Annotated in this window: 26 protein-coding genes; 12 read left to right on the top strand and 14 right to left on the bottom strand. The window is 63.0% G+C overall.

All coding sequences use genetic code 11. The annotated features are described in order from the left end of the window. The 10 genes from virB9 to OCA5_RS18290 form a co-directional block, all read right to left on the bottom strand. Window positions 1-804: a P-type conjugative transfer protein VirB9 gene (gene virB9, locus OCA5_RS18240; protein ID WP_012564824.1), complete on the bottom strand. Its 804-nt coding sequence runs from the start codon at window positions 802-804 to the stop codon at window positions 1-3. Then, window positions 801-1,517, bottom strand: coding sequence for a VirB8 family type IV secretion system protein (locus OCA5_RS18245; RefSeq protein ID WP_012564823.1), 717 nt, complete (start codon window positions 1,515-1,517; stop codon window positions 801-803). The genes virB9 and OCA5_RS18245 overlap by 4 nt, the downstream gene beginning before the upstream one ends. Then, window positions 1,514-2,644 carry a TrbL/VirB6 family protein gene (locus OCA5_RS18250; RefSeq protein WP_012564822.1) on the bottom strand — a complete coding sequence of 377 codons (1,131 nt, stop codon included), beginning with the start codon at window positions 2,642-2,644 and terminating at the stop codon, window positions 1,514-1,516. Before OCA5_RS18250 ends, OCA5_RS18245 begins: the two co-directional genes overlap by 4 nt. A gap of 8 nt (window positions 2,645-2,652) precedes the next feature. Next, the gene (locus tag OCA5_RS18255; RefSeq protein ID WP_012564821.1) at window positions 2,653-2,847 is read right to left on the bottom strand and encodes a hypothetical protein; all 195 of its coding nucleotides are present in this window, start codon (window positions 2,845-2,847) and stop codon (window positions 2,653-2,655) included. Between the two features lie 212 nt (window positions 2,848-3,059). After that, the gene (locus OCA5_RS18265; RefSeq protein WP_012564819.1) at window positions 3,060-3,776 is read right to left on the bottom strand and encodes a type IV secretion system protein; all 717 of its coding nucleotides are present in this window, start codon (window positions 3,774-3,776) and stop codon (window positions 3,060-3,062) included. Window positions 3,777-3,787: 11 nt separating this feature from the next. Beyond that, window positions 3,788-4,684, bottom strand: a complete 897-nt coding sequence (locus tag OCA5_RS18270; RefSeq protein ID WP_012564818.1) for a hypothetical protein — start codon at window positions 4,682-4,684, stop codon at window positions 3,788-3,790. Next, window positions 4,681-7,092, bottom strand: coding sequence for a VirB4 family type IV secretion/conjugal transfer ATPase (locus OCA5_RS18275; RefSeq protein WP_012564817.1), 2,412 nt, complete (start codon window positions 7,090-7,092; stop codon window positions 4,681-4,683). Before OCA5_RS18275 ends, OCA5_RS18270 begins: the two co-directional genes overlap by 4 nt. A gap of 9 nt (window positions 7,093-7,101) precedes the next feature. Then, on the bottom strand, window positions 7,102-7,398 hold the full coding sequence (locus tag OCA5_RS18280; protein WP_012564816.1) for a VirB3 family type IV secretion system protein: 297 nt from the start codon (window positions 7,396-7,398) through the stop codon (window positions 7,102-7,104). Beyond that, window positions 7,395-7,697 carry a TrbC/VirB2 family type IV secretion system protein gene (locus tag OCA5_RS18285; protein ID WP_012564815.1) on the bottom strand — a complete coding sequence of 101 codons (303 nt, stop codon included), beginning with the start codon at window positions 7,695-7,697 and terminating at the stop codon, window positions 7,395-7,397. The genes OCA5_RS18280 and OCA5_RS18285 overlap by 4 nt, the downstream gene beginning before the upstream one ends. 13 nt (window positions 7,698-7,710) lie before the next feature. Further along, window positions 7,711-8,445, bottom strand: a complete 735-nt coding sequence (locus OCA5_RS18290; protein WP_012564814.1) for a lytic transglycosylase domain-containing protein — start codon at window positions 8,443-8,445, stop codon at window positions 7,711-7,713. A 101-nt stretch (window positions 8,446-8,546) separates the two neighbouring features. On the opposite strand from OCA5_RS18290, the gene OCA5_RS18295 reads away from it, so the two are divergent. The 8 genes from OCA5_RS18295 to OCA5_RS18330 all read left to right on the top strand — a co-directional run bounded on the left by OCA5_RS18295 (window position 8,547) and on the right by OCA5_RS18330 (window position 13,246). Next, complete coding sequence (locus OCA5_RS18295) at window positions 8,547-9,041, top strand: hypothetical protein (RefSeq protein ID WP_013913484.1); 495 nt, start codon at window positions 8,547-8,549, stop codon at window positions 9,039-9,041. A 1-nt stretch (window position 9,042) separates the two neighbouring features. Further along, the gene (locus OCA5_RS18300; RefSeq protein WP_013913485.1) at window positions 9,043-9,654 is read left to right on the top strand and encodes a thermonuclease family protein; all 612 of its coding nucleotides are present in this window, start codon (window positions 9,043-9,045) and stop codon (window positions 9,652-9,654) included. 12 nt (window positions 9,655-9,666) lie between these two features. Beyond that, the gene (locus OCA5_RS18305) at window positions 9,667-10,005 is read left to right on the top strand and encodes a single-stranded DNA-binding protein (protein ID WP_012564811.1); all 339 of its coding nucleotides are present in this window, start codon (window positions 9,667-9,669) and stop codon (window positions 10,003-10,005) included. Continuing rightward, the gene (locus OCA5_RS18310) at window positions 9,992-10,582 is read left to right on the top strand and encodes a thermonuclease family protein (RefSeq protein WP_012564810.1); all 591 of its coding nucleotides are present in this window, start codon (window positions 9,992-9,994) and stop codon (window positions 10,580-10,582) included. Before OCA5_RS18305 ends, OCA5_RS18310 begins: the two co-directional genes overlap by 14 nt. Then, a complete protein-coding gene (locus OCA5_RS18315; RefSeq protein WP_012564809.1) occupies window positions 10,579-11,127 on the top strand; it encodes a hypothetical protein in 549 nt (182 codons plus the stop codon). Before OCA5_RS18310 ends, OCA5_RS18315 begins: the two co-directional genes overlap by 4 nt. 193 nt (window positions 11,128-11,320) lie before the next feature. After that, window positions 11,321-11,806: a hypothetical protein gene (locus OCA5_RS18320; protein ID WP_012564808.1), complete on the top strand. Its 486-nt coding sequence runs from the start codon at window positions 11,321-11,323 to the stop codon at window positions 11,804-11,806. A gap of 144 nt (window positions 11,807-11,950) precedes the next feature. Then, window positions 11,951-12,517, top strand: coding sequence for a hypothetical protein (locus tag OCA5_RS18325; protein WP_012564807.1), 567 nt, complete (start codon window positions 11,951-11,953; stop codon window positions 12,515-12,517). A gap of 24 nt (window positions 12,518-12,541) precedes the next feature. Continuing rightward, window positions 12,542-13,246, top strand: coding sequence for a hypothetical protein (locus tag OCA5_RS18330; RefSeq protein ID WP_012564806.1), 705 nt, complete (start codon window positions 12,542-12,544; stop codon window positions 13,244-13,246). Window positions 13,247-13,364: 118 nt separating this feature from the next. On the opposite strand, the gene OCA5_RS18335 is transcribed toward OCA5_RS18330, so the two are convergent. From OCA5_RS18335 to OCA5_RS18350, 4 genes are all read right to left on the bottom strand, one after another. Then, window positions 13,365-13,610, bottom strand: coding sequence for a hypothetical protein (locus OCA5_RS18335; RefSeq protein ID WP_012564805.1), 246 nt, complete (start codon window positions 13,608-13,610; stop codon window positions 13,365-13,367). 36 nt (window positions 13,611-13,646) lie between these two features. Further along, window positions 13,647-14,270 (bottom strand): acyl-homoserine-lactone synthase, encoded by a 624-nt coding sequence (locus OCA5_RS18340; RefSeq protein ID WP_012564804.1) that lies wholly within the window; start codon window positions 14,268-14,270, stop codon window positions 13,647-13,649. Window positions 14,271-14,442: 172 nt separating this feature from the next. Then, window positions 14,443-15,045 (bottom strand): RES family NAD+ phosphorylase, encoded by a 603-nt coding sequence (locus OCA5_RS18345; protein ID WP_012564803.1) that lies wholly within the window; start codon window positions 15,043-15,045, stop codon window positions 14,443-14,445. A gap of 20 nt (window positions 15,046-15,065) precedes the next feature. Then, window positions 15,066-15,740, bottom strand: a complete 675-nt coding sequence (locus tag OCA5_RS18350; RefSeq protein WP_012564802.1) for a hypothetical protein — start codon at window positions 15,738-15,740, stop codon at window positions 15,066-15,068. A gap of 1,325 nt (window positions 15,741-17,065) precedes the next feature. On the opposite strand from OCA5_RS18350, the gene OCA5_RS19340 reads away from it, so the two are divergent. The 4 genes from OCA5_RS19340 to OCA5_RS18380 all read left to right on the top strand — a co-directional run bounded on the left by OCA5_RS19340 (window position 17,066) and on the right by OCA5_RS18380 (window position 19,738). After that, on the top strand, window positions 17,066-17,242 hold the full coding sequence (locus tag OCA5_RS19340; protein WP_012564801.1) for a hypothetical protein: 177 nt from the start codon (window positions 17,066-17,068) through the stop codon (window positions 17,240-17,242). Window positions 17,243-17,441: 199 nt separating this feature from the next. Continuing rightward, the gene (locus OCA5_RS18370) at window positions 17,442-18,368 is read left to right on the top strand and encodes a DUF3991 and toprim domain-containing protein (RefSeq protein WP_013913489.1); all 927 of its coding nucleotides are present in this window, start codon (window positions 17,442-17,444) and stop codon (window positions 18,366-18,368) included. 360 nt (window positions 18,369-18,728) lie between these two features. Further along, on the top strand, window positions 18,729-19,328 hold the full coding sequence (locus tag OCA5_RS18375) for a DUF1419 domain-containing protein (protein WP_012564798.1): 600 nt from the start codon (window positions 18,729-18,731) through the stop codon (window positions 19,326-19,328). An 11-nt stretch (window positions 19,329-19,339) separates the two neighbouring features. Next, the gene (locus OCA5_RS18380; RefSeq protein WP_012564797.1) at window positions 19,340-19,738 is read left to right on the top strand and encodes a DUF3085 domain-containing protein; all 399 of its coding nucleotides are present in this window, start codon (window positions 19,340-19,342) and stop codon (window positions 19,736-19,738) included. The last annotated feature ends 74 nt before the right edge of the window (window positions 19,739-19,812 follow it).

The following is a 19,812-nucleotide window of genomic DNA, read 5'->3' on the forward strand; positions in this document are numbered from 1 at the left end:
TCAGCCTCCCACGGTCGTCGTCGCGCCCACCCGTTGCGGCTGATAGGGCTCCAGCCCGTTCGGTTCATGCACGTTGGTGAGGCGGCGGTTGAAGATGCACGTCGATTCCTGGCCATTGCGAAGCGTCCACTGCGGCGAGACCTTGTCGACGATGATGTAGGGGCCCTCGGTCCGGAAATTGACCAGGCTCTCGTTGCGGTCCGCGTCGACGATATAGATCGCCGGCGTCTCGCCCTCGAACCGGAACCAGGTCTTGGTCCCGTCGTCGAAGACCGCGACCGGCTTGTTCACCGAGGAGCCCTTGTAGCCATAGTCGCTGTTGGCGTTCGCGATGTTGAGGTCCTTGAGATTGGGGTTGGCGGCGCGCTCCTTCGCCTCGGCCAAAAGCTTCGCGCTCGCTTCGTCGTCGGGGAATCGGAAACGCACTGCGTAGATCTGACCGGACGGCGGCCGCGTGTTCGAGCGCAGCAAGAACGAATAGATACGCTTATCGGTGACGACGTTGAGGTTCGAGATCGCGTTCTTGTCGACCGGCTTGACAAAGATGATGTCGCCCTTGCGGTTCGGCTCGACCTTCCAGGCAATCGAGTCGCCGAGCGCTAAGGTTTCGATTTTTTCGTCCGGCTGCAGCTCGATCATCGTCGACGTGCCGTAACTCGCGTCGATCGCGGTGACGTTGTCCCTGTTATAGACGACGTCCCGGACTCGGGAATCGGTGCGGCCAGGACGCGGCAGCGCTTCCGCATGCGCGGCGCTCGCCATAATGCAGAAGCTCAAACCGAGGACGATACAACGCGTTTTCATTGTTGCGCACCCACAGTTCCGGGCGACGGCGCCGTTTCCTGATCGCGGCGATATTCCAGCACCTGGAAGCCGAGCGGATTGTCGAAGCGCCACTCATTGCGCATCGGCGCGGAGGTATAGCGGAACCGCACGAGCGAGACCCAGTTGCGCGTAATGACGTTGGTCGATGATTTCTCCTCGGTCGAAAACCGCGCCAGCGCGGTTCGATTGTTCGGGAAGGTCACGGATTTGATTGTGACCGCGACAACAGTGTTGGTGCCGTAGACCTTGACGGGATTGTTCGGATTGGCGGGCGAGTAGATTTCCGTGAGCTCACGCGCTGCGTCTCCCGTCGCCAGCAGCTGGGCGAGGTCGAAGTTGTCCTTCAACGCCTTGGGGTCATAAGTTTCCCGCGCCTTGATGTAACGGACGACGTTGAACGTCGTCACCGCTTCGTCCTGGGTCAACGGGCCTTCGGCCATCGGGCGCTTCACCTCGACGAAGCCGGTCGTCTTGTCGACAACGACCATATAAGGCTCGTAGGTCTTGAGCGGGACGAGCAGGGCGAGTGTTCCGAGCGCCCCGACTGCGACCACGCTCATCACGGTCGCGACGATCCAGGCCAGCGCGCGGGAGTTGCGATTCCGCCGCGCGATGTCGCGCTCCCATGTCGCGCCGTCGGCATAGTAGCGCGGATCGACGCGCGCGGGCTCTGATGTCACGGTTTCCGTCATGGCCGCCCTCCGCCACTCGACGCCGGCGGCACGCCCGGGTTACGCAACTGTTCGGCGAGGCGACGGAATTCCGCCGATTGCGCCCATGAGGCGGCACGGAGACCGACACGCGCGCGTTGGCGCGACGCCAGCTCCTCGCGGCGCGACATCGAGGCCGGATTGAGCGGATTGCGGAAGGCAAGGCGGGCTCGGTTTGCGGCCGCGCCGAGGCGATAGCCGGTTGCAGTTGCGAGGACCGCACCGATGCGCGGCGCGAAGATCGGGACGCCGCCGGCAATCGCCGCAGCCATATTGTTGATCTGGCTGAGCAGCAGGATGCCGATGATCGCGAGCAGCACCACCGGTCCGATGGTGGCCCAGGTCGCGGACTTCGAATTGGCAACGCCGTTGAGCGTATCGATCGTCTGCTGGATCAGCGAGACGTAGAAGGCCAGAAACGCATAGACCAGCACCTGGACGAGAAAATATTGCACGAGTGCGCTGAGCCAGCCGCTGAAAAATCGCGTCGTCACGCCGAACAGCAGCAGAATGATGAACAGCGGCGCCAATGCCAGCAGCAACCACATGAACATCTTCGACAGCACGATGAGGAAGATTGCAAAGCCGATCAGCACTGCCATCACGACGTAAAACACGGCGGCAAAGATGTAGGGCCCCCAATTGGTGATGCCGGCGTTTTGGAGAAACGCCTCCGTGGCGCTGTTGGTCGTGTTCCACATATTCTGAAGCGCCGACTGCACGCCGTTGACGGAGTTCAGATTTGCGGACGTTCCGGTGTTATTGGCAGTGGTGACCGCGCTGAGCAGGGCGTTGCCGATGGCGGAGGGACCGTCGTTGAGGAAATTATACGCGAGCGTCTGGAAGTCGCCCCACTTCGTGGCCATGGTGTAAATCAGCATCGCGCGAAACAGGCGAAATGCATGGTCGGCGGGGCCACCTGTCGCGGTGCCCTGCCATATGCCGACACCCCAAAAAATCACGTAGAGCGTCAGGAGCAAGCCGGCGACGCCGGTTCCGCCACCCGAGGTCGCCGCGCTCGCCAGCGCCTGGTAGGCGGTGGAGACATAGTTCTGACCGAGTTGGTCGACAGATTGCAGCAACGTCGTAATACTGAAGGTGTTTCCCATCGCCCCTCTCAGATCGGCCGCATCGGACCGCAGCGGTCGAGGCGCTGGAAAGCCTCCGGGACGGCCGGCGGCGTGACGTTCGAGTAGGCGAGCGGGGTCCCGCCGTCGTCGGGGGAGCATGGCGCCTTCAAAGGCTTGTACGCACAGCCGGCGAGCGCGGTGCCGATCAGTGCGAGTGCGGCGAATGTCACGATGATCTTCACGGGGCCGGCGCCTTCGGTTGCGTGAATGTCATGGCGCGCGAAGCGGCTTTAGCGGGGTCATCTTGTCCGACGCCGGCTCCGGCCTCGCCTCTGATCGCAGGTGCGTCGCCTCGCGGAAGTGCGTAGTGGCCGACCGCGACGCCGACAATGAGGGCGACAATGACAACAAGGACCAAAGCACGCACGGACATACCGCCCCCATCAGAGATTGATTACTGCTGTGTGAATTTCATCGCGCGGGCGGCGGACGATTCCGCGGCAATGCGATCGAGGTTTGCTTGATTGGCGGCGGCCGCGGCGTTGTTGACGACGCCGTTGAGCTCGTTGATGGTTTGCCCGGTCTGGATTTGCACCTGGGTGTTCTGATCGACGCTGCCTTTGAGGTCTTGCGCCTTGCCGATTTGTTGCCCGCCTTGCGTGAACGCTGACGATCGCTGCTGTACGGCGCTCTGTGTCGAGTTGATCAGTCCGGACAGCGTTGCCGCAACATTGACGGAGTTCTTGTAGGCCGTATCGGCGGGATGGGTCTGACCGCTGACGAGGCCGGTAATGGTCTGCACCAACTGCAGTCCGTTAATGAGGGTCGAGACGATGTTCTGAGACGCCGACCCCATGCCCGCGAACGACAAGGCCCCGCCCGAAATCACCGACCCGAGGGACGGTGCTTGCGCCATCGAGAAGCCGCCGCCGAGCGCCATCTGGGCCAGCGTCCCCTGCGCCTGCGATGAGCGATCGCCGGTGACGGCTTGCAATGTCTTTTGCGTGAACTGGAGGATCTGTTGATCCGCGGTGAGGATCTGCTGGGTGCTGGTCGCGATCTGCTGCGCTTTGGCGAGGTTCGCGCTGTCGAGGACGGGAACCTGCGCCATCGCCGGCGGCGCGTCCGTAAAAGTCAGCGTCAACACAGCGAGCACGAATATCCAACGCATCGGGGGTCTCCCTATCGGCTGTTGGCGGAAATCGCGGCAAGCGCCGCGGTCACGTCGGCGACCGTTAACGCCGCGTCTGCGCCGGCATTGCCGGTGTTGGCGGCGTTCTGTACTTGGGCGAGGTAAAAGATGACGTTGCCGTTGGTATCGACGTAGCGCGCGCTCACGCAGGATGGGTCGGGCGACGAGCCGGGGGGCGTTGTCGAGCACGCCGATGGCGCTCGACAGGGATCGGCCGCCGTCCCGGATCCAATCATGCCGATGGGACACGCCTGGCTTGATGTCGCTTGCGCCGCACTGGTCGTTGCGCGCATGCCGAGCGCCGACCGGCTCATGTCGCTCGTCATCGCCAGATTCAAGGCATTGAGCGCCGTCACCCAGAGATTGGCCGAGCCGGTCGCGTTGTTCCAGGCGAGGTTGTTTTGCAGCCGCGCCGCGCTGTTCATGTCGATCGCGGCCATCACTGTCGGCGCGGTTCCGACCTGCTGACCGGCGGCCTTGAACGCCGATTGAGCCGCCGTCATTGTCGAGCCGCTGGCCTCTAACCCGGCTACCACGTCCCCACTCGACTTGAACAAGGTCTGGCTGTTAAGTGCCGCGCCCTGGGCGGTTGGATCTGGCGTCGCTGGCAGATCGGGGCCGTAGGATTGGATCGTCTGGCTGCCAGCGCCGCTTCGCGGCTGCACGGTGGGGTTGGTGATGGTCGCTTTCTTGCCGGTGGTGACCGCGCATTTGACGCCGCTATTGGCGTTCTGCCGTTGCGTCGTCGCCGGCACGAGCTTCACCGTCGTGCTGGCCGTCTGCGAGCGCTGCGTCAATTGCGCCGCGTCGTTGACCGGAATATCCGCGAGCACGGCCGCAACGCCGGACAACAGTGCGGCCGCGGCGATCGCGATCTGGAGCTTCATCCCTGGCTTCTCCCCATGAAGATTGGCAGCCATACCGCCGGGTCATAACCGACGCGCGCGCGCAACGCGTCGAGCTCGGCGACCGTCTCGGTGCGCCCTGACAGCACCTTGATCATGTCGGGCATGCTGGCGAGGTTGAGCCGGGCCACGACGCTGTCGCGGCCATGCTTGATCAGAAACGAACGACTTTCCGGGACCGTGCCGCGGATCCAGGCGACCTCGCGTCCGGAGAGGCGAAAAGCCTTCTGGTAGCTTTCGTCGTCGGCTTTTGGATTGGGAAAGAAGATGTTGGTGCTGGTCTGTTCGATCAGCGTGTTCGACGCCTTCGATCGCACAATGTCAGCGGCAGACTGCGTGCCGAAACCGACGATGCCGTTTTGTTTGCGGATGGTCTTAAGCTTGTCGCGAATGAAGAAAGCGAACACGTCGTCATCGAGCAGCCGCCAGCCTTCATCGAGGAAGATCATCACCGGATCGCCGGTGAGCAACTCCTCTGTCCTATGGAAAATATACATTAGCGCCGCGGTGCGGATCGCCGGATCGTCGAGCACCCGTGTCATGTCGAATCCGAACACACTCGACAACGAGAACTGATCCTCCTCGTTGTTGAACAGCCAGCCGCGTTGGTCGGGGCGCATCCAGCTCTCGAGGCGCGCCAGCAGGTCGCCCTCCCCTGCCCTGATGCGGCCGCGCAACAGGGTCGAGAAGGCTTTCAGCGTGCGACCCGCTGGACCGCCGGCGAGCGCCGCGGCAATCGCGTTCCGGATCACCTGCTCCTCGGACGCGGTCAGGTCCGCGCCGTTCACAGGCCGCAACATGAAGGCGAACAGCTGGTAGAGGAATTCGCGGTTGGGCGCGCTATCCGGCAAGGACAGCGGGTTGAATCCGGTCGGTTCGCCCGGCACCAAGGTCTCATACTGGCCGCCAAGCGCCCGGATGAAAATCTCGGCGCCGCGATCCTTGTCGACGAACAGCAATTTCGGTCGAGGCTGAACACGCTGCGTTTGCGCTGCGATGAAGGACAGAAAGACGGTTTTTCCCGATCCGGTCGGTCCGACGACGGTGAAGTTGCCGATATCGCGGACGTGATGGTTGTAATAGTAAGCCGTCTGCGAGGTCGTCTCAAAGACCGAGATCGCCGGCCCCCAATGGTTGCCGTCCGGCCGACCGCTCGGATAGTTGTGCAGCGAGGTGAAGCCCGCGAAATTCTTCGACGAGATCACGGCCTTGCGAGCGATATATTGGAAATTGCCCGGAAACTGCGCCCAAAACGCCGGCTCGCAATTGAGATCCTCGCGGGTCCAGATCACCGAACGATCGGTCAGCGCCGCGCCGACCGCTGTGACAGCCGCCCCCACTTCCGGCAGGTCGCGACCAAGGCACATCACGGTCATGTGGTGCTCGCCATAGATCGCCTCGGAGGCGAGTAATTCATCACGTGCGTCGTCGAGATGTTCCGCGACGATGGAGCCGGCCTCGTCCGACATGTCGACCTGGCGCGACACCCGGTCGATCTGCTTGGCCGCCTCCGGCCGATCAACGATGGCAAAGGTCTGCGTCGCGATGAACTCGTGCGGCACACGCAAGAGATTGTCGAACGAGCCCGGCCCGGTCTGCGCTGGGTATTCTCGGATCGACACCATGGCGCCGAAGCGCGTATCCTCGGGTCCCGCGCCGCGGATTTCGATGGTGTTGCGGCCGAAGAAGATCCGCTTCATCGACAGTGCGTCCGCGACGTTCATGCGCGGCAGGTGCATAGGGCGAGGGATGCCGCCATTGATGAGTTGCACCAGGAACTCCAGCGGCTCGGAAAACCACAAGCCCTCCCGGCGCACCACGCCCAGCTGGCGGGCGCCGTATCCGGCAAGGTTCTCGCGGACCGCCGTCGCGGCGTCGCGAAGCTCGGTCAGGGCCGTTTGCGCGGCGACGGATCCCCCGGCCTCGTCCTTGCGGCCGAGCAGCTTGGTCAGCATGACGTCGAAGGTGCCAGCCTGCCCCTGTAGCGGGCGCCGTATGAGCGTCAAATAGATGTCGTTGACGAACATGCGGCGCTGCGACAGCGCCGCGTCGTAGCGCTCGTCGAGTTCACGGCACAGCAGATTGTCGAAGGTCGATTCGATGCGCGGCTGCACCTCCCGCCGGATGATATGGGCCGCAAGCGCGAACCGCGAATTGGCGAGCGTGCGGACCACGTCGTTGCGGCCCAGCAAGCGCGCATTGACCTCGCTCATGTCGGAGGTCTCGAACGAATAGCCATCGAGCTTGAGCACCGTGAGAACCAGTCCGTCGCGGGTCTTGATGATGTGGTCATCGACATGCCGCGTATAGGGCAGGTGCGATGCGACGGGACGCTCGCGCCGCGAGACGGCGCCGAAGGTCAGTTCATCGAGCAGAGCACGCGCGACCATGCCGTCACCTCACGCGGAGTAGCTGTCCGCGGCCCAGAAGGCGCGCGAGCGGGGCGGACATTTGGTGGATTTGACGAACAGGATTTCGAAGATGCGGTCGTCGCGCAGCGTCATGACGAAGCCGAACAGGTGCAACGGGATCGCCACCAACAGCATGAAGAGATTGTGCGAGATCAAAAAGCACACGCTCGAAACCACGCCATTGAACATGAAGTACATGTACGGCACGCCCATCAGCGTCGGGGCGCGGGTCAGCGCCTTGACGAGGGGTGTGATCAGCGGATCCTCGAGCTCGTTCTCCGTCATTGCCCGACCGCCGACTGGAAGAACTGGACGATCTGCGCGGAGCCGAACACCAGCACGATCCCGAAAATGACGCTGCCGGCGATGCCCCAGGTCAGCCGGCCGGACCAGGCGAAGAAGCCGCAGGCGATGACGGCAAGCGTCGCCAGCGCCGTGGCGATCGGCCCCGTCAGTGCCTGCACGAGTTGGGTTAACGTCGACTGCACCGGCTGCAGCGTGCCGCCGCTTTGCGCCGCCGCCTCAGTGATGCTCATCACCAACAGCGCTCCGGCAAGGCGCCAGCGCGACAACGATCTCCTCATCCGATCCTCCGTTTCAGTCGACATGCATGACAAATCCATCGCTCCAGTGCGCCTCCGGCGCCGCCTTGGTCGGCGAAGCCGCAGCGGCGCTTGGCGTGTCCGGCTCAATCAGATCCGGCTGCCCGACAGCAGTCCGCCGACCGGGACGGCTCGCGTTGCCCGGCGCTGGCCAGACGTAGAAGTCGTTGATGACCTGCGCCACAAAGCGCACCGTTTCGGGGAATGGGGGGACGCCGCGGTTCTCTTCCACCGCGCCCTCGCCGGCGTTGTAGGCAGCGAGGATGAAGAACGGATTCCGATATTTTTCGTGCAGGGCGCGAAGAAAGCGAACGCCGCCACGGACGTTGTCGGCTGGGTTGCACAGGTCGACCTTAAAGCGTTGCGCCGTCTCCGGCTTCAACTGCATCAGTCCGAATGCACCCTTGTCTGAAAGAGCGATCGAATTGAAGCGACTTTCGTTCTTGGCGACCGCCTGGACGAAGTCGGGATAAAAATTCTCCTCCGTGGCGATGCGCACGACGAGAGCGCGCGCCTCGTCCGCCGCTATCGCCTTGACGCCCGCGCAGGGAGCGACGGCGGCAAAGGTACTGTCGATGCGTTCGAACGAAGCCGGGGGCTGTTCAACGGGAAGCACCCTGCCCAAGGCATCGACGGCGGCGAGGCGGGCTGGCTGGGCGGCATCCTGCGCATACGCGCCGCCGAGAGCCGCCATGACGCTGAACCCGATCGCCGAAATGCGAATCGACATGCCACCCCCGCCTCCATTTTCCAATAGACAATATATTAGATGTTGATACATTGGCAACAGAATAAGCCTTGTGTCCCCTGGCCTCACTCCCGGAGGATGGAATGAAGCGCGGTGCAGCCTTGTTGGTGGCCGTCGGTCTGGTGTGTGCTGGCGCCGGGCGCGCGCGCGCACAAGATGCGTCGTTTGGGTGCAAGGTATTGCTGTGCGCGGCCGCTTCAGCGCCGGGCTGGTCCGGGATCCCCTATTGCGTGCCCGTTATGCAGACCCTGTTCCGCCAATTGGCGAAGGGCGGCGGTTGGCCCTCCTGTCCCGAAGGCAATGCCAGTGGTCTGGGCTATGAGCCATACCAAGCTTGTCCAGTCGGATTGACCCCCGTGCAATCAGGGTCCGAGAGCGGGGTCGGCATGTCGGCAGCGGCGAATGGCAATCTCTGCGCCGATCTCTCGAAGCCGCAACAGGTTTGTTCCGGCGGCGATGGCGGCTGTACCACCACCTATCCAACGACGGCACGAGATCCGCGCGGCGATCCCTATTACGTCGACATCAGTACGGCCAACGGTACGCAACGCTTCTACTTCTCCTTGCAGGGCTATTGAGATGAGGCGCGCCCACCTCCTTGCCGGAATCGTCGCACCATTGTTCACGCTCAGCGCGGCATTCGCGGAGGCGCCGGTCTCCCGCTGGTTTCCGGTGCCGGCGAGCGCGCTCTATCTCACCGGCGACAGTTGGTCTGATGCCGGCATCATCTATCGCCTTTATGGCGTGCAGTCCTGCCTTCGCGGCACGAGCTTCACCAACGCCCATGGACTCGAACGCGATTGTGGCGAGGCCTCGCTTGCAATGCTGGTGGCGCTCACCCGGGATCTGCGGCCGCAATGCTATGACGCCGCCGAGCGGCAGGAGAGCAGGACCGTTTTCGTTTTCTGCGTTGCGACGCGCGTGACCGGCGCGGGCGCGGGGTCGCGGATCGATCTCGGCACGGCGTTGATCGCGACCGGATTCGCCTTCGCCGCCTTGAAGCCGGATGGTCAGCCTGTCCACGCCCCGTATTTCGTCGCGCAGCTTGTAGCGCAGCGCGCCAAGGCAGGCTTGTGGGCGTTTCCTGACCTGCCCGAGCCGAACGCGATCATCCTGCGCGCGCTTCACGCACAGGCGCGCCCGCCTACGCCACCGGAATCGCCAACTCCCGCAGAATCCAACCAGCAATGAAGGAGACAAACCTTGAGAACAACAAACCTGTTCATCTTGCGCGGCCGGGTCGGCCAGGCGCCGAAGGCCTTCAACAAGGCGGTCAAGATCAATGTCGCGACCGATCGTTCCTGGACCGACGGCAAAGGCGAGCGCCGCGAGGAGACGGACTGGGTGACGGTCACGATCCTCAATGAAAAGGCGGCCGAATGGGCGATCGCGAACATCGCCAAGGGCGACGCCGTCTACGCCGAATGCCGGATTGCGGACGGTTCCTATAAGAAGGATGGCGAAACCGTCTACACGACCGACATCATCGCCAACGTCTTCCACAAGCTCGATCTCGGATCGCGCGACGATGCTGCCGCGTAAGCTCGTTCTTGCGATGGTTTCGGGCGTTGCGGTCTTTAGCAGCCATCCGGGGACGGCGCAAACGCCCGCCGCCGCACCTGGCGTTTATTCTCCCAAGGCCGCGGTCCAGTCGCCGCCATTGCGTGTCGAGGTGATCGACGGTACGCGCTTTCGCGATATTGAAACGCACGAAGCCTACCGACTCTACGGCATCGACACCTGCGCGCCCGATCAGTCCGCTCAGCTCGGCCGACAGTCCTGGCCATGCGGCACGATGGCAACAGCGTGGCTTGTGACCGCGACACTCAACACGTGGCTCGCATGCACCACGCTGCGCGATGAGGCCCACGAACATCTGGTTCGCTGCGCCTCTGCCGGGCATACCGATATCGCCGCCGATATGGTCCGTGAGGGAGTGGCGGTCGCGATCCCGGCTACGCAGGAGGACCCTGGGATTCGCAGCTATGCGCTGGTCGAGCAGGACGCCCGCAAAGCGTACCGCGGCTTGTGGTCGAGCACCTTCCAGATGCCGTGGGACTGGCGCGCCGGCCGTGACGTCAAACGGCACCCTGTGGCGCGAGGCGAGGCAGCACCATGATCCGGCGACATCCATTTCTGCAGTTGCCATTGCTCCTCGCGTTGGCGGGTTGCGCCGCCCCGGCTGCGCCTGTCGTCGACGATGGTCCGCCGATACCGGACCCGCTTTACAGCCCCGAGCAGGTCAAGCCAGGCCGCCTGGAATATGCCCCCGACCGTTCAACCTTCGCGCCGGTTCTGACCGAGCGATTTCCCTATCCGACTCAACCCGAGGCAAACGCAGCTTATCGCCGCCTGCTCGCAACAGCGCCGGCGAATGGCAGCTACCCCGCCTCGATTTGGCTGTTCGGCTGCAAACCGGGCGCGCTCGATGAGCAAACCGCGCGGGTGACGCGATACCGCGGTCCCGTCGTCCATTGTGCGACGGACTTCCTTGATAGCGCGGGACGGCGATCGCGGCTCGAAACGGCGAACTTCTACTATTACGGCGCGGTGTGGAACATGCAGCCGATTTACCCGCCTCGCACCGCCGTTCCGTGGCGCAATCGCGAACGGTCGCCCAAGGACTTCTGGTGGTGGGTTCCAGGCCGGTCCCGCTATGAGTAGGAGGCGGGAGATGCGTGGAAAGTCGACGTCGACTGGACAGAGACAATATATTAGATGTTATAATGCGCACGCGCGACGCTGGCAGGTTGGATGGTGCTGCGCGAGCGTCCTGATCGCGGGGCTGATGATGGCCGGTCTTTCTACAGGCGCTCGCGCTCAATCGCTCACACCGAACCCGGGAACTTGGCGGCCGATGTCGTATACGAACCTCCAGAAACCGTCACCGCAGAGCGCGACCTATAGCGACATCTGGAAAGACGCCATCGACGCCAACAATCGCGCCTACATGGCGCGTGGCGACCAGAGATTCTCCGATGGTAACGCGCCCGCCACGGAAGCGCATTTCGTGATCTGGAGCGCCACGAAATCCGTCGTGCTCTCGATTTTGAACACGGTCACCGGCTGCACGCTCAAGGAACTGCGCGCGGCCGCCGGCGCGACCGTAAAACTCTGCCCGCTGCGCATCGCCGTCTACGAAGGACTTCAAGTCCGCGTCCTCAACGGCGGTCGCGCGTGCTTTCTCGAACTCGCTCCGCTGGTCGCCGGCGCCGGCGTCACCCCGCAGGCTGCTTCCTACGCGTCCTACGATGTCGTCACCAAGACCGTGAAAACCGGTCTCATCATCGATCATCAGGCCGTCGACGGCTGCTCACAAAACATCGCGCTTTATCCGCCATGAAACGTTGCCCGTCCGTCCATCATGGTGCCACGCCCGCCAACGGCGCCGTCAAGGCAACCCCTTGCGGGGCGCGCTGGCGCGCGGCCTGGACCGCGCTCGCGGCCGTGTCATGCTGGTCGGCAATTTCGGTATCAGGAGGCTTCGATGCGATTCAAGTTGACCCTTCCGATCGTCGCGCTGCTCGCCATTCCAGGCGTTGCAGCCGCGCAGAATCAAGCAGCCGGTGGCTGGCAGGCGATGAGCTACCACAATTTCCAGATCCCGTCGGCGACCGACCCGCTACAGACGTTGGTGTGGCCCGACGTCATCCGCGAGGCCAACGCCTACGTGACCACCGAGCTCAAGCGGCCGCTCGGCGGCAAAAACGCGCTGGTGACCGCACTCGCCTCAACCTATCGCGACGGCAGCCGCACCATCATCGTCAGCACGGCGCTGTCGCGTGCTTGCGATAGCGGAGCGAACGACAAAGGGGCCGAGATCGAGCCGTCGACCTGCCCTTTGCGCATCGTCACGATCGAGAACGGCAAGGTGATGTCTATCAAGTCGGATACCGGCTGCTACACGGATCACGTGGATCCAGATCTACCAGCGAAGAACCGCAATGATAGCTCCTACACGCGCTACGATCCGGCCGCCGGCACAATCAGCTTTCGCAGCACGATCGGTGGCCATGACGTGCCGGGCTGCGCACGTGTCTATTCGCTCAAATGACGTTTTGGGATGGGGAGGGACTCCATGTGCACGCGCCTTAGCGGACTACTGGTCTTCGTTGTTCTTTGCGTGAGCATTTTGTGGCTCAGCAAGGGGCAGGCAGTCGCGGCACAGTATTGCGAACGGACCAATTACTCTGCTCAGGATATAACCGATGCCGTGAAGAACTCTCCGTTGCGGGATGATCTCAAAGGGACATCCTGCTCGCTTGGCGGATTGGGACGCTTCGAGTCGGGTGGCAACAAAGGCAACTACAATGGCAGTTGCTGCACCGGCATCTTCCAGCTCAACAACGCCAACGTTCAAAAATATGCCGGGACCGATCGGGCGGGTTACGGCTGTATGTCGCTGCAGAACCAAGTCGACGCCTGGGCCAAGCTGACGAATGACGGCTATAATTCGCCCGCCGTGAGACAACTGGCCTCAATGTCAACCTTCGACGGCCAGAAGGTCGATGCCAGCTTTATTGCCGCCTGCATTCAGCTCGGCACCGGCAATTGCCAGAAGATGCTGAACTCCGGCAGTTGCTCCGGCTTCGCCGACATCAACGGCACGACCATTTGCAAGATGGCAAACAACGCGCGCGCGATGGCAGATCCAAAGTGCCAAGACGGCCAAGCCGTCTGCGGCCCCTCCGGGCCTGGCGACTTCCCCACCTCGACCAGCATCGCCGCCAACCCGCCGGCAGCCAGCAGCGCGTCGATCATCGTATCGCCAACCGATGTCTGACCTGTAATGTCTCAGCACCACGCACCAGACAAGGAGGAGGGTTACGACGCAACAGTGCATCAGGAGGACGTGGTCTCATCATTCCACAGCGTTGAAAGATGCCGGCTTCGGTGCCCAGCTAATTCATCTCGGATGAATCGCGGATGATGAAATCCGCGAAATCGCGCAGTTGCTCTTCCGTCGCATTGCAAAGATCGCCGCCGCGATAATGTGCATGGACAAGCGCCCAGAACACGACCTCATCGGAGCGGCCTGCGAACAAGGCCTTCTGCAGCGTTCGTCCGATAAGCGTCACAGCACGGGCATGGTCGTATCGTGTGAGCAGTTCTTGAGCGACGATTTTTGTATCGGCGGTCCGAATCACTTGGCGTTCTCCTATTCTGTCTTCACGCGCGCGCAGCTAAGCTGCCGTCGGCAGTGGTAGGTGTGGAAGCACCGGATCATCGCACCCACGCGCCTGGCGGATCGTGGCGAGCGTTTCGCGATTGAAGGACATTCGTAGCGCGACCACCTCATCGCGGCCGATGCGCTTGGGAAAGCCCAGAGGTCGTACGAAAAACCGCAGCTGCATGGCGATCACCATGAGACGCCAATCGATCGCGACCGTGACTGTATCGACCCGGTGTGCCATCCCCCATTCGACGACACCCTGCGCGAGCTCGAGAAAGGGTCCGTCCGCACGCGGCCGCATCTCGCGGCTGCCAGGGGCGACACAAAAGCGCGTCCACTCGAAGACCCGCGGACCGCGCGGCGGACGCCGATGACACAGATCGGTCAGGACGTCGCTGAGAAGATGCGGCCTCGTTGTCGGCAGAAGACGCTGATACCCGACAATGTCGTCGCCACGAAGGCAGACCTGGTGGATCGCATGAACATCGTCGAAGCGGTCGCGCTCCAGGCCGTCCGGCTGGCGCAGTTCCATCCAGCCCTTCTCATCGACAAAGACCGAATGACGGAAGCGGAAGACTCGATCCATCAGGGTGGCATGCCGACTGATGTCCGAGCCAGGAATGACCATGAGCATTGAAAACTCCTCGGCTTGTGGGACAAGCCGAGTTGGTCATGAGCCGAATCGGAGCGGTATGGTCACAAAGCACCATTGCGCGACGGTGCGCCCTCCGGTTGCACAACCTTAGAACCCTTCTGATTACGCTGCGCGGTCTCAAGTCGGGTAAGTCACAGAGTCTTATCGCAGTTCACACGATGGCCAGATCCAAATCGGTGAGGATGGTTGCAAGGTCGCCGCGGCAATCGACCAGGCGAGGCGTCGCGACCGTCACAAGCTTCGGCAAAGCCCTGTCGAAGACGACGACGTTCGTTTCGCCGTTGAGCCGTGAATCATACATGAGCCCATCGGGTTTTGTGTCGTGCGCCCAAAGGGCCCGCGACCAGATGCGGGCAAGATCATGCGCGCTTGCGCGAGCGACGTCGGTCGGAATTCCCATCCGAACGAGACCATCGCCGCGGAGATCGACCACCCGTAATCCGGACTCGACCCGGACCTCGGCGCAGCTCCACGCCTCCAGCTCCGCCCATTCGACCGGGAAGGTGTGGGTACGGGCGACGCCGCGATCACGTAGGATCGCTTCGACGAAACAGACCTTGATGCTGCTGCCGAAGTAAATGACGCCGAAACGCTCGGGAGGAACCAACGTCGTCTTAGGGTCGCTGAACCGGCTGGCGCTGAGGCCATAGCCAAGTGGATTCGGGAAACGGCTCTGATAAAGCCGTCGCCACGTCGCGCCACGTGCGACGTCGACAAGCGCCAGCGCACGTGATGCAAATCCAGCCGGTGGCAACGGTGTTGGCGGCGACGACGTCAGGAGAAGCCGCCGCTGCCGATGGTCTCCGCAGTCGCCATCACGTCCGCGATGCGGCCGGCCCGGAGCGCCTCGAGGCCGGTGCGACCATCAAGCTCGCCATGCTCTTCGAGCAAAAAACGGTAGATCGTCCAAGGGCGATCCCCCAAGGCTTCAAAGAGCTGCGGCAAGCTCGGGATCAGGCCGCCCGATTCGCTGACTTGCCATTTTGGAAAACGCACGCCGCGTTTGGGACCTTCGAGACCCAGCACCTCGTGGCGCCGCCGCTTTTTGTGTACCGTTTCGCGGGTCGCCCCAATTTCATCGGCAAATGCATCGGCGGACAGCATGTCGGTACCATTCAGGATTTCAGCGACCCGTGCGGAGCCACGCTGACGGGCGGCCGCCAAGGCCGTGTCGAGGGCGTCCTCCTTATGAGCCGCAATCTCTTCGACGTCGATTCGCGGGACACCGGCCGAGGGGTCAACCAGCACAGTCATCCGCACGGATTTCCCGGTTTGCTCTGCGCGTTTCAAAGCGCTGGCAAAACCAGACAGCAGCCCGTGCTTTGCCTTGCGGCTGACGAACGCTTTTCCGACATTCGAGACAAGCGACGTCGTAAAGCCGACAGTCAATGTGCCGCTACGTGCCGACGCTTTACGGGGACTGCGGCTTTTCTTGTGGGTGACAGGCATGAACCACCTCCGCCCACCAATATGGTCATCGTCGTCAGGTTCGTCAAGTTCGTCAGGGAGGTGGCCAGCCCCGCCCGTCGGATCAGATGCTGCTTTTGGCGTCAATTTGCCCTCCAGCCAGCACAGCGTAAGCGACTTTCAGGCGGCAGCTTGATGCCATGGCCAGTCGGTACAAAGCCAAGCTCCTGGCACAAGTCGCGGAAGGCGATGCGGCAGCGTTCCTTCTCTGCCTCGGCCGTGTCGCAACAGCGGCTATGCTCATCCTCGGACATCTGCTCAGGGCGACAGATCGGACACGCGGCTTGGTGAACCGCCAATTCCCATGCAACGAGAGCGTCGAGATAGGCGCGGTGCGCGGCGATGGTCCGAGCCTCCAGCGACCCCTCTTGTGCCTCTGTAACGTTCGGCACGAAACTCTCCCGAAGGGGCTTGTGTCTGCGGTACGCCCCCGCAAACAATCCCTCTCTGACTCTTGGTGATCGGGGAGTTCGAAACCGTACGAGACGGCCCTGTGGCCTTTAGTTCGGAGAACCTGTTGCATACGCCACAGGCTCCCCGACCATAAGGTCAAGGAGTCGGTGCCGTAACGGCCGGCACCTAACCGCTCGTAGGGGTTTCGACGCCCCAGGGCAGCGCGTACTGCCCCGGAGCCTTCATAGCGCACCGATCCTAATCGTTCCAGTCGTTCAGGTTCGCCCGTTTGCTCCGTGTTGCGCGGGACGGACACCTCTAAACCGAACTTTTGACGGGCGTCGCCCATGAGAGGCCCGGGCTGGCGGCTGCGCTGAAGCCCCGCAAGCGGGTCTTCTCCCATTGCGGGCTGCCATCCCTGACGCTAGAGGCATGCAATTGTTTGCGATCCGATTGGCAATGCTGGGTAACAGGTGCGGCCACCAACCAAGCGGACAAATCGCAAAACAGAAAACCGCATCTGGAATAAACTCGCGCGGCGCAAGTGCGAAAGTGCTGCCACAGAGCGGGTTTGCAATATTCATTTAGAGCTCCCGGACCTCGGACGCATCATCGGGCTGCTTTCGCCGACTCGCGACAATCGGGACGACCGGAAGCATGCCGATCAGGGGGGCGTGGACCTGCGGACGAGTGATGTGCAGTTCGGCAGCCCTTGCTTCCGGGAAAGGACCAACCCCGCTCTCAAATGGGCTTTCCTTGGTCCGGCCACGGCCTTCCACGATCAACCCGCGAGGGGTTCGCTACGCAAGCGTGCGACCTCTCCGGCTTCGCCTGCGAGGTGACCGCGGCCGTGCCCGGACACGTCGGCGCCTGTCGAGCGGGGATGGTCCCCGCCCAAAGACGGGAGCCTCACCATGTCGCAGAATCTCAATCTCGCCCAGGAGAACGCCTTCAATCTCGCTCGCACGCTGATGGTGCCGGTGGTGCTGTTTCAGGTCGATGATGCGTTCGGCGTGATGGTCTCCAGCGAATACGACGGCGACGAAGACACCATCGTGCACGAGTATGACCCGTGGTCCCCGGCTCATTGAGCCGGGCGACCGGTGCCGCTGGCGCTGCGCCCGATGCAAGGGAAGCTGCGCCGCGGCCGAAGCGAAATCATCGCAATGACTTGCCAGCGCGCCCTTGCATCCGGCACGCTTCGCGGCAGGCGGGTGGCGTCCCGTCGCGGTGTGGCGATGGGAACCAACCGAAGAAAGGACCGGGCGGGATGCCCGCGTGGTGAAGAGCATGGAGAAAAGTGAAATCGAGGAATTGAGAGACAGGGTCGGCTGCGCCGCCCTGCTGGAAGTCGACGGCTGGAAAGTCGACGTGAAGGAGAGCACCCGACGCGCGGTGAAGTACCGCCGCGATGCGAAGATCGTGATCGTGATCCACGACGGTCGCGGCTGGTTCGATCCGTTGTCCACGGCGAAAGGCGACGTGTTCGATCTCGCCGAGCATCTGGGTGCTCATGGCTTCCCCGAAGCGTCCGCCCGCGTTGCCGCGCTCGTGGGTTTCGTTCCCGCAGCGCCCGCGTGGGAGCGGCCGAGCCGGCCAGCGCCGGTCCATTCCGTCGCCGACCGTTGGGGGCGTCGCGCCAGGCCTCGACCCGGTTCGGCGACATGGCGTTACCTGACGGAGGAGCGCGGAATCCCCGAACCGATCCTGACCGCGGCGGTCCAGCAGGATCTGTTGCGCGAGGGACCGCACGGCAGCATGTGGGCGGCACACCGCAATGGCGACGGCGCCCTTCTTGGTTGGGAGGAGCGTGGCCGGCAATGGCGCGGCTTTGCCACCGGCGGCGCAAAGGAGCTTCTCCAGTTTGGTCCATCGGCGGCGCCGCGGATCTGCGTCACCGAGGCGGCAATCGACGCCATGAGTCTCGCGGCAATCCAGGTGCTGCGCCCGGACACGCTCTACGTCAGCACCGGTGGTGGCTGGTCGCCCGCAAGCGAGAAGGCTCTCCGACAGCTCGCGGCGCGGCGGGGAACCCGTCTTGTCGCCGCGACCGATAATAACCGACAGGGCGACGTCTACGCTGACCGCATTCGCGCGATCGCGGAGGAGACAGGTGCCGGGTACGCGCGCTCGCGACCGCGTGCCGGCGACTGGAACGAGGACTTGAAGACGCTCCTCGCGCGCATCGAAAGCGAGCCGTTGGCCAAAGCGGGATGACGGCGCCGGACGTCTCTGTTGCTGGCAGCCCGCGTCTGACCAAGGAGCGCCGACGGGAAATCGCTGACATCCTGCTCGGTTGCGACGGCGCCACGCTCATCGATCCGCCAACCTGTGGCTCGTGAGGCGGACACACACGTCGCGGATAGGACGGATGTGGAAGGAGGAAAATAAGAAAGGAGCTGAACCTGCTGCCGCATGCCCGGCCGTCGCGTCAAGGGAGGCTTCGCCCGCTGCGCGGCCCTTGACCCGCCGGGCCGGAGAGGCGGCCGCGAAGGAGGGGTCAGAAGGGCTGAAGAGGATGGTGAGCCGAAGGGGTCAACCGCGCTCCGGCCCGACGAGGCTGAAAGGAGCCCGCTCATGACCCTCTTATCCGTCCGCAAGGTGTTTCAAGGTATCGCTGACCGCCGGCAAATGTTTCGGATGTTCGATCGGCACGCACAGCGCCCGGAGCCTTCACCAGACGACGCACATCTCTATCGCGGGGAGTGGTTCGAGGTCGGTCAGCCCGAGCACGACTACATGTTCGAGATCCTGCCGCCGCTCTGGATGCGTGGCGATGCATTCGCGATGCGCGAATACCTCACCGGCAGCATCACCAGCGTCTTGTTCGCGCTGACGATCGACAACAATCTGCGTTTCTTCCACGCCTATTGCGACCTGTCGGATCGCTCCTCTTCAGAGCGCATGCGCACGGCGATCGTCGAGCGGGAATCACGGCCCGTGAAAGCGATGACGCGTGAAGAGCGGCTCGAGCACATCTGGTCGAGCACGCACGACGACTATCGCGGTTACGCCGGCGAGCGCTGCTCCAAGCATCTGTGGGGCAAGCGCACGGTGCTGTTCTACGGCGGCCAAAGGGGAACCGTGCTAAAGCTGCTCGACCAGCTCACCGATGCGGAGATCTTGGCGAAGCTGCCCGTGCATCTGCGCTATCTGCCCGATGCGATCGCTGCGTAAGGGAGGTGACGATGTTCACGTTCCCCATCCCGGCCGTCCGCACGGTGATCGAGCGCGGTCAATCCGATGCCGCCGCCAATGGCGGCTTCCGCAATCCCTATTACGGCCTCAAGCCCGGCGAAGGTGAGAAACCAGGCCTCTGGCTGGTCGGCGACAGCGGTGTCTACATCATGGCGAACGGTAAGCTCGCTCAAGGCGATCGCCCGCTTGTCGTCTATTCCGAGGAATGTCATCCGGTCGGTAACCCGGACTGGTTTGACTACAAGCGCCGCCATTTCGGCGGTGATGACGGCATCGAGTTCCTTGATGCTGAGCAGATTCTTCCTCTCATCAATCGTGACTTCCGGTTCACCCATCTGCGCGTGCAGCTGAGCGAAGCCGAAGTCTCGCTTTCGCTCATCGCGCGCTAAGCGCCCCTTCAAGCCACATCACCGTGATCATCAACGCCGCCGCCCCAATCGGCGGAAGGATGACGCGCGCCCTC

Origin of the sequence: Afipia carboxidovorans OM5, assembly GCF_000218565.1 — a bacterium.
GTDB classification, from domain to species: Bacteria; Pseudomonadota; Alphaproteobacteria; order Rhizobiales; family Xanthobacteraceae; genus Afipia; species Afipia carboxidovorans.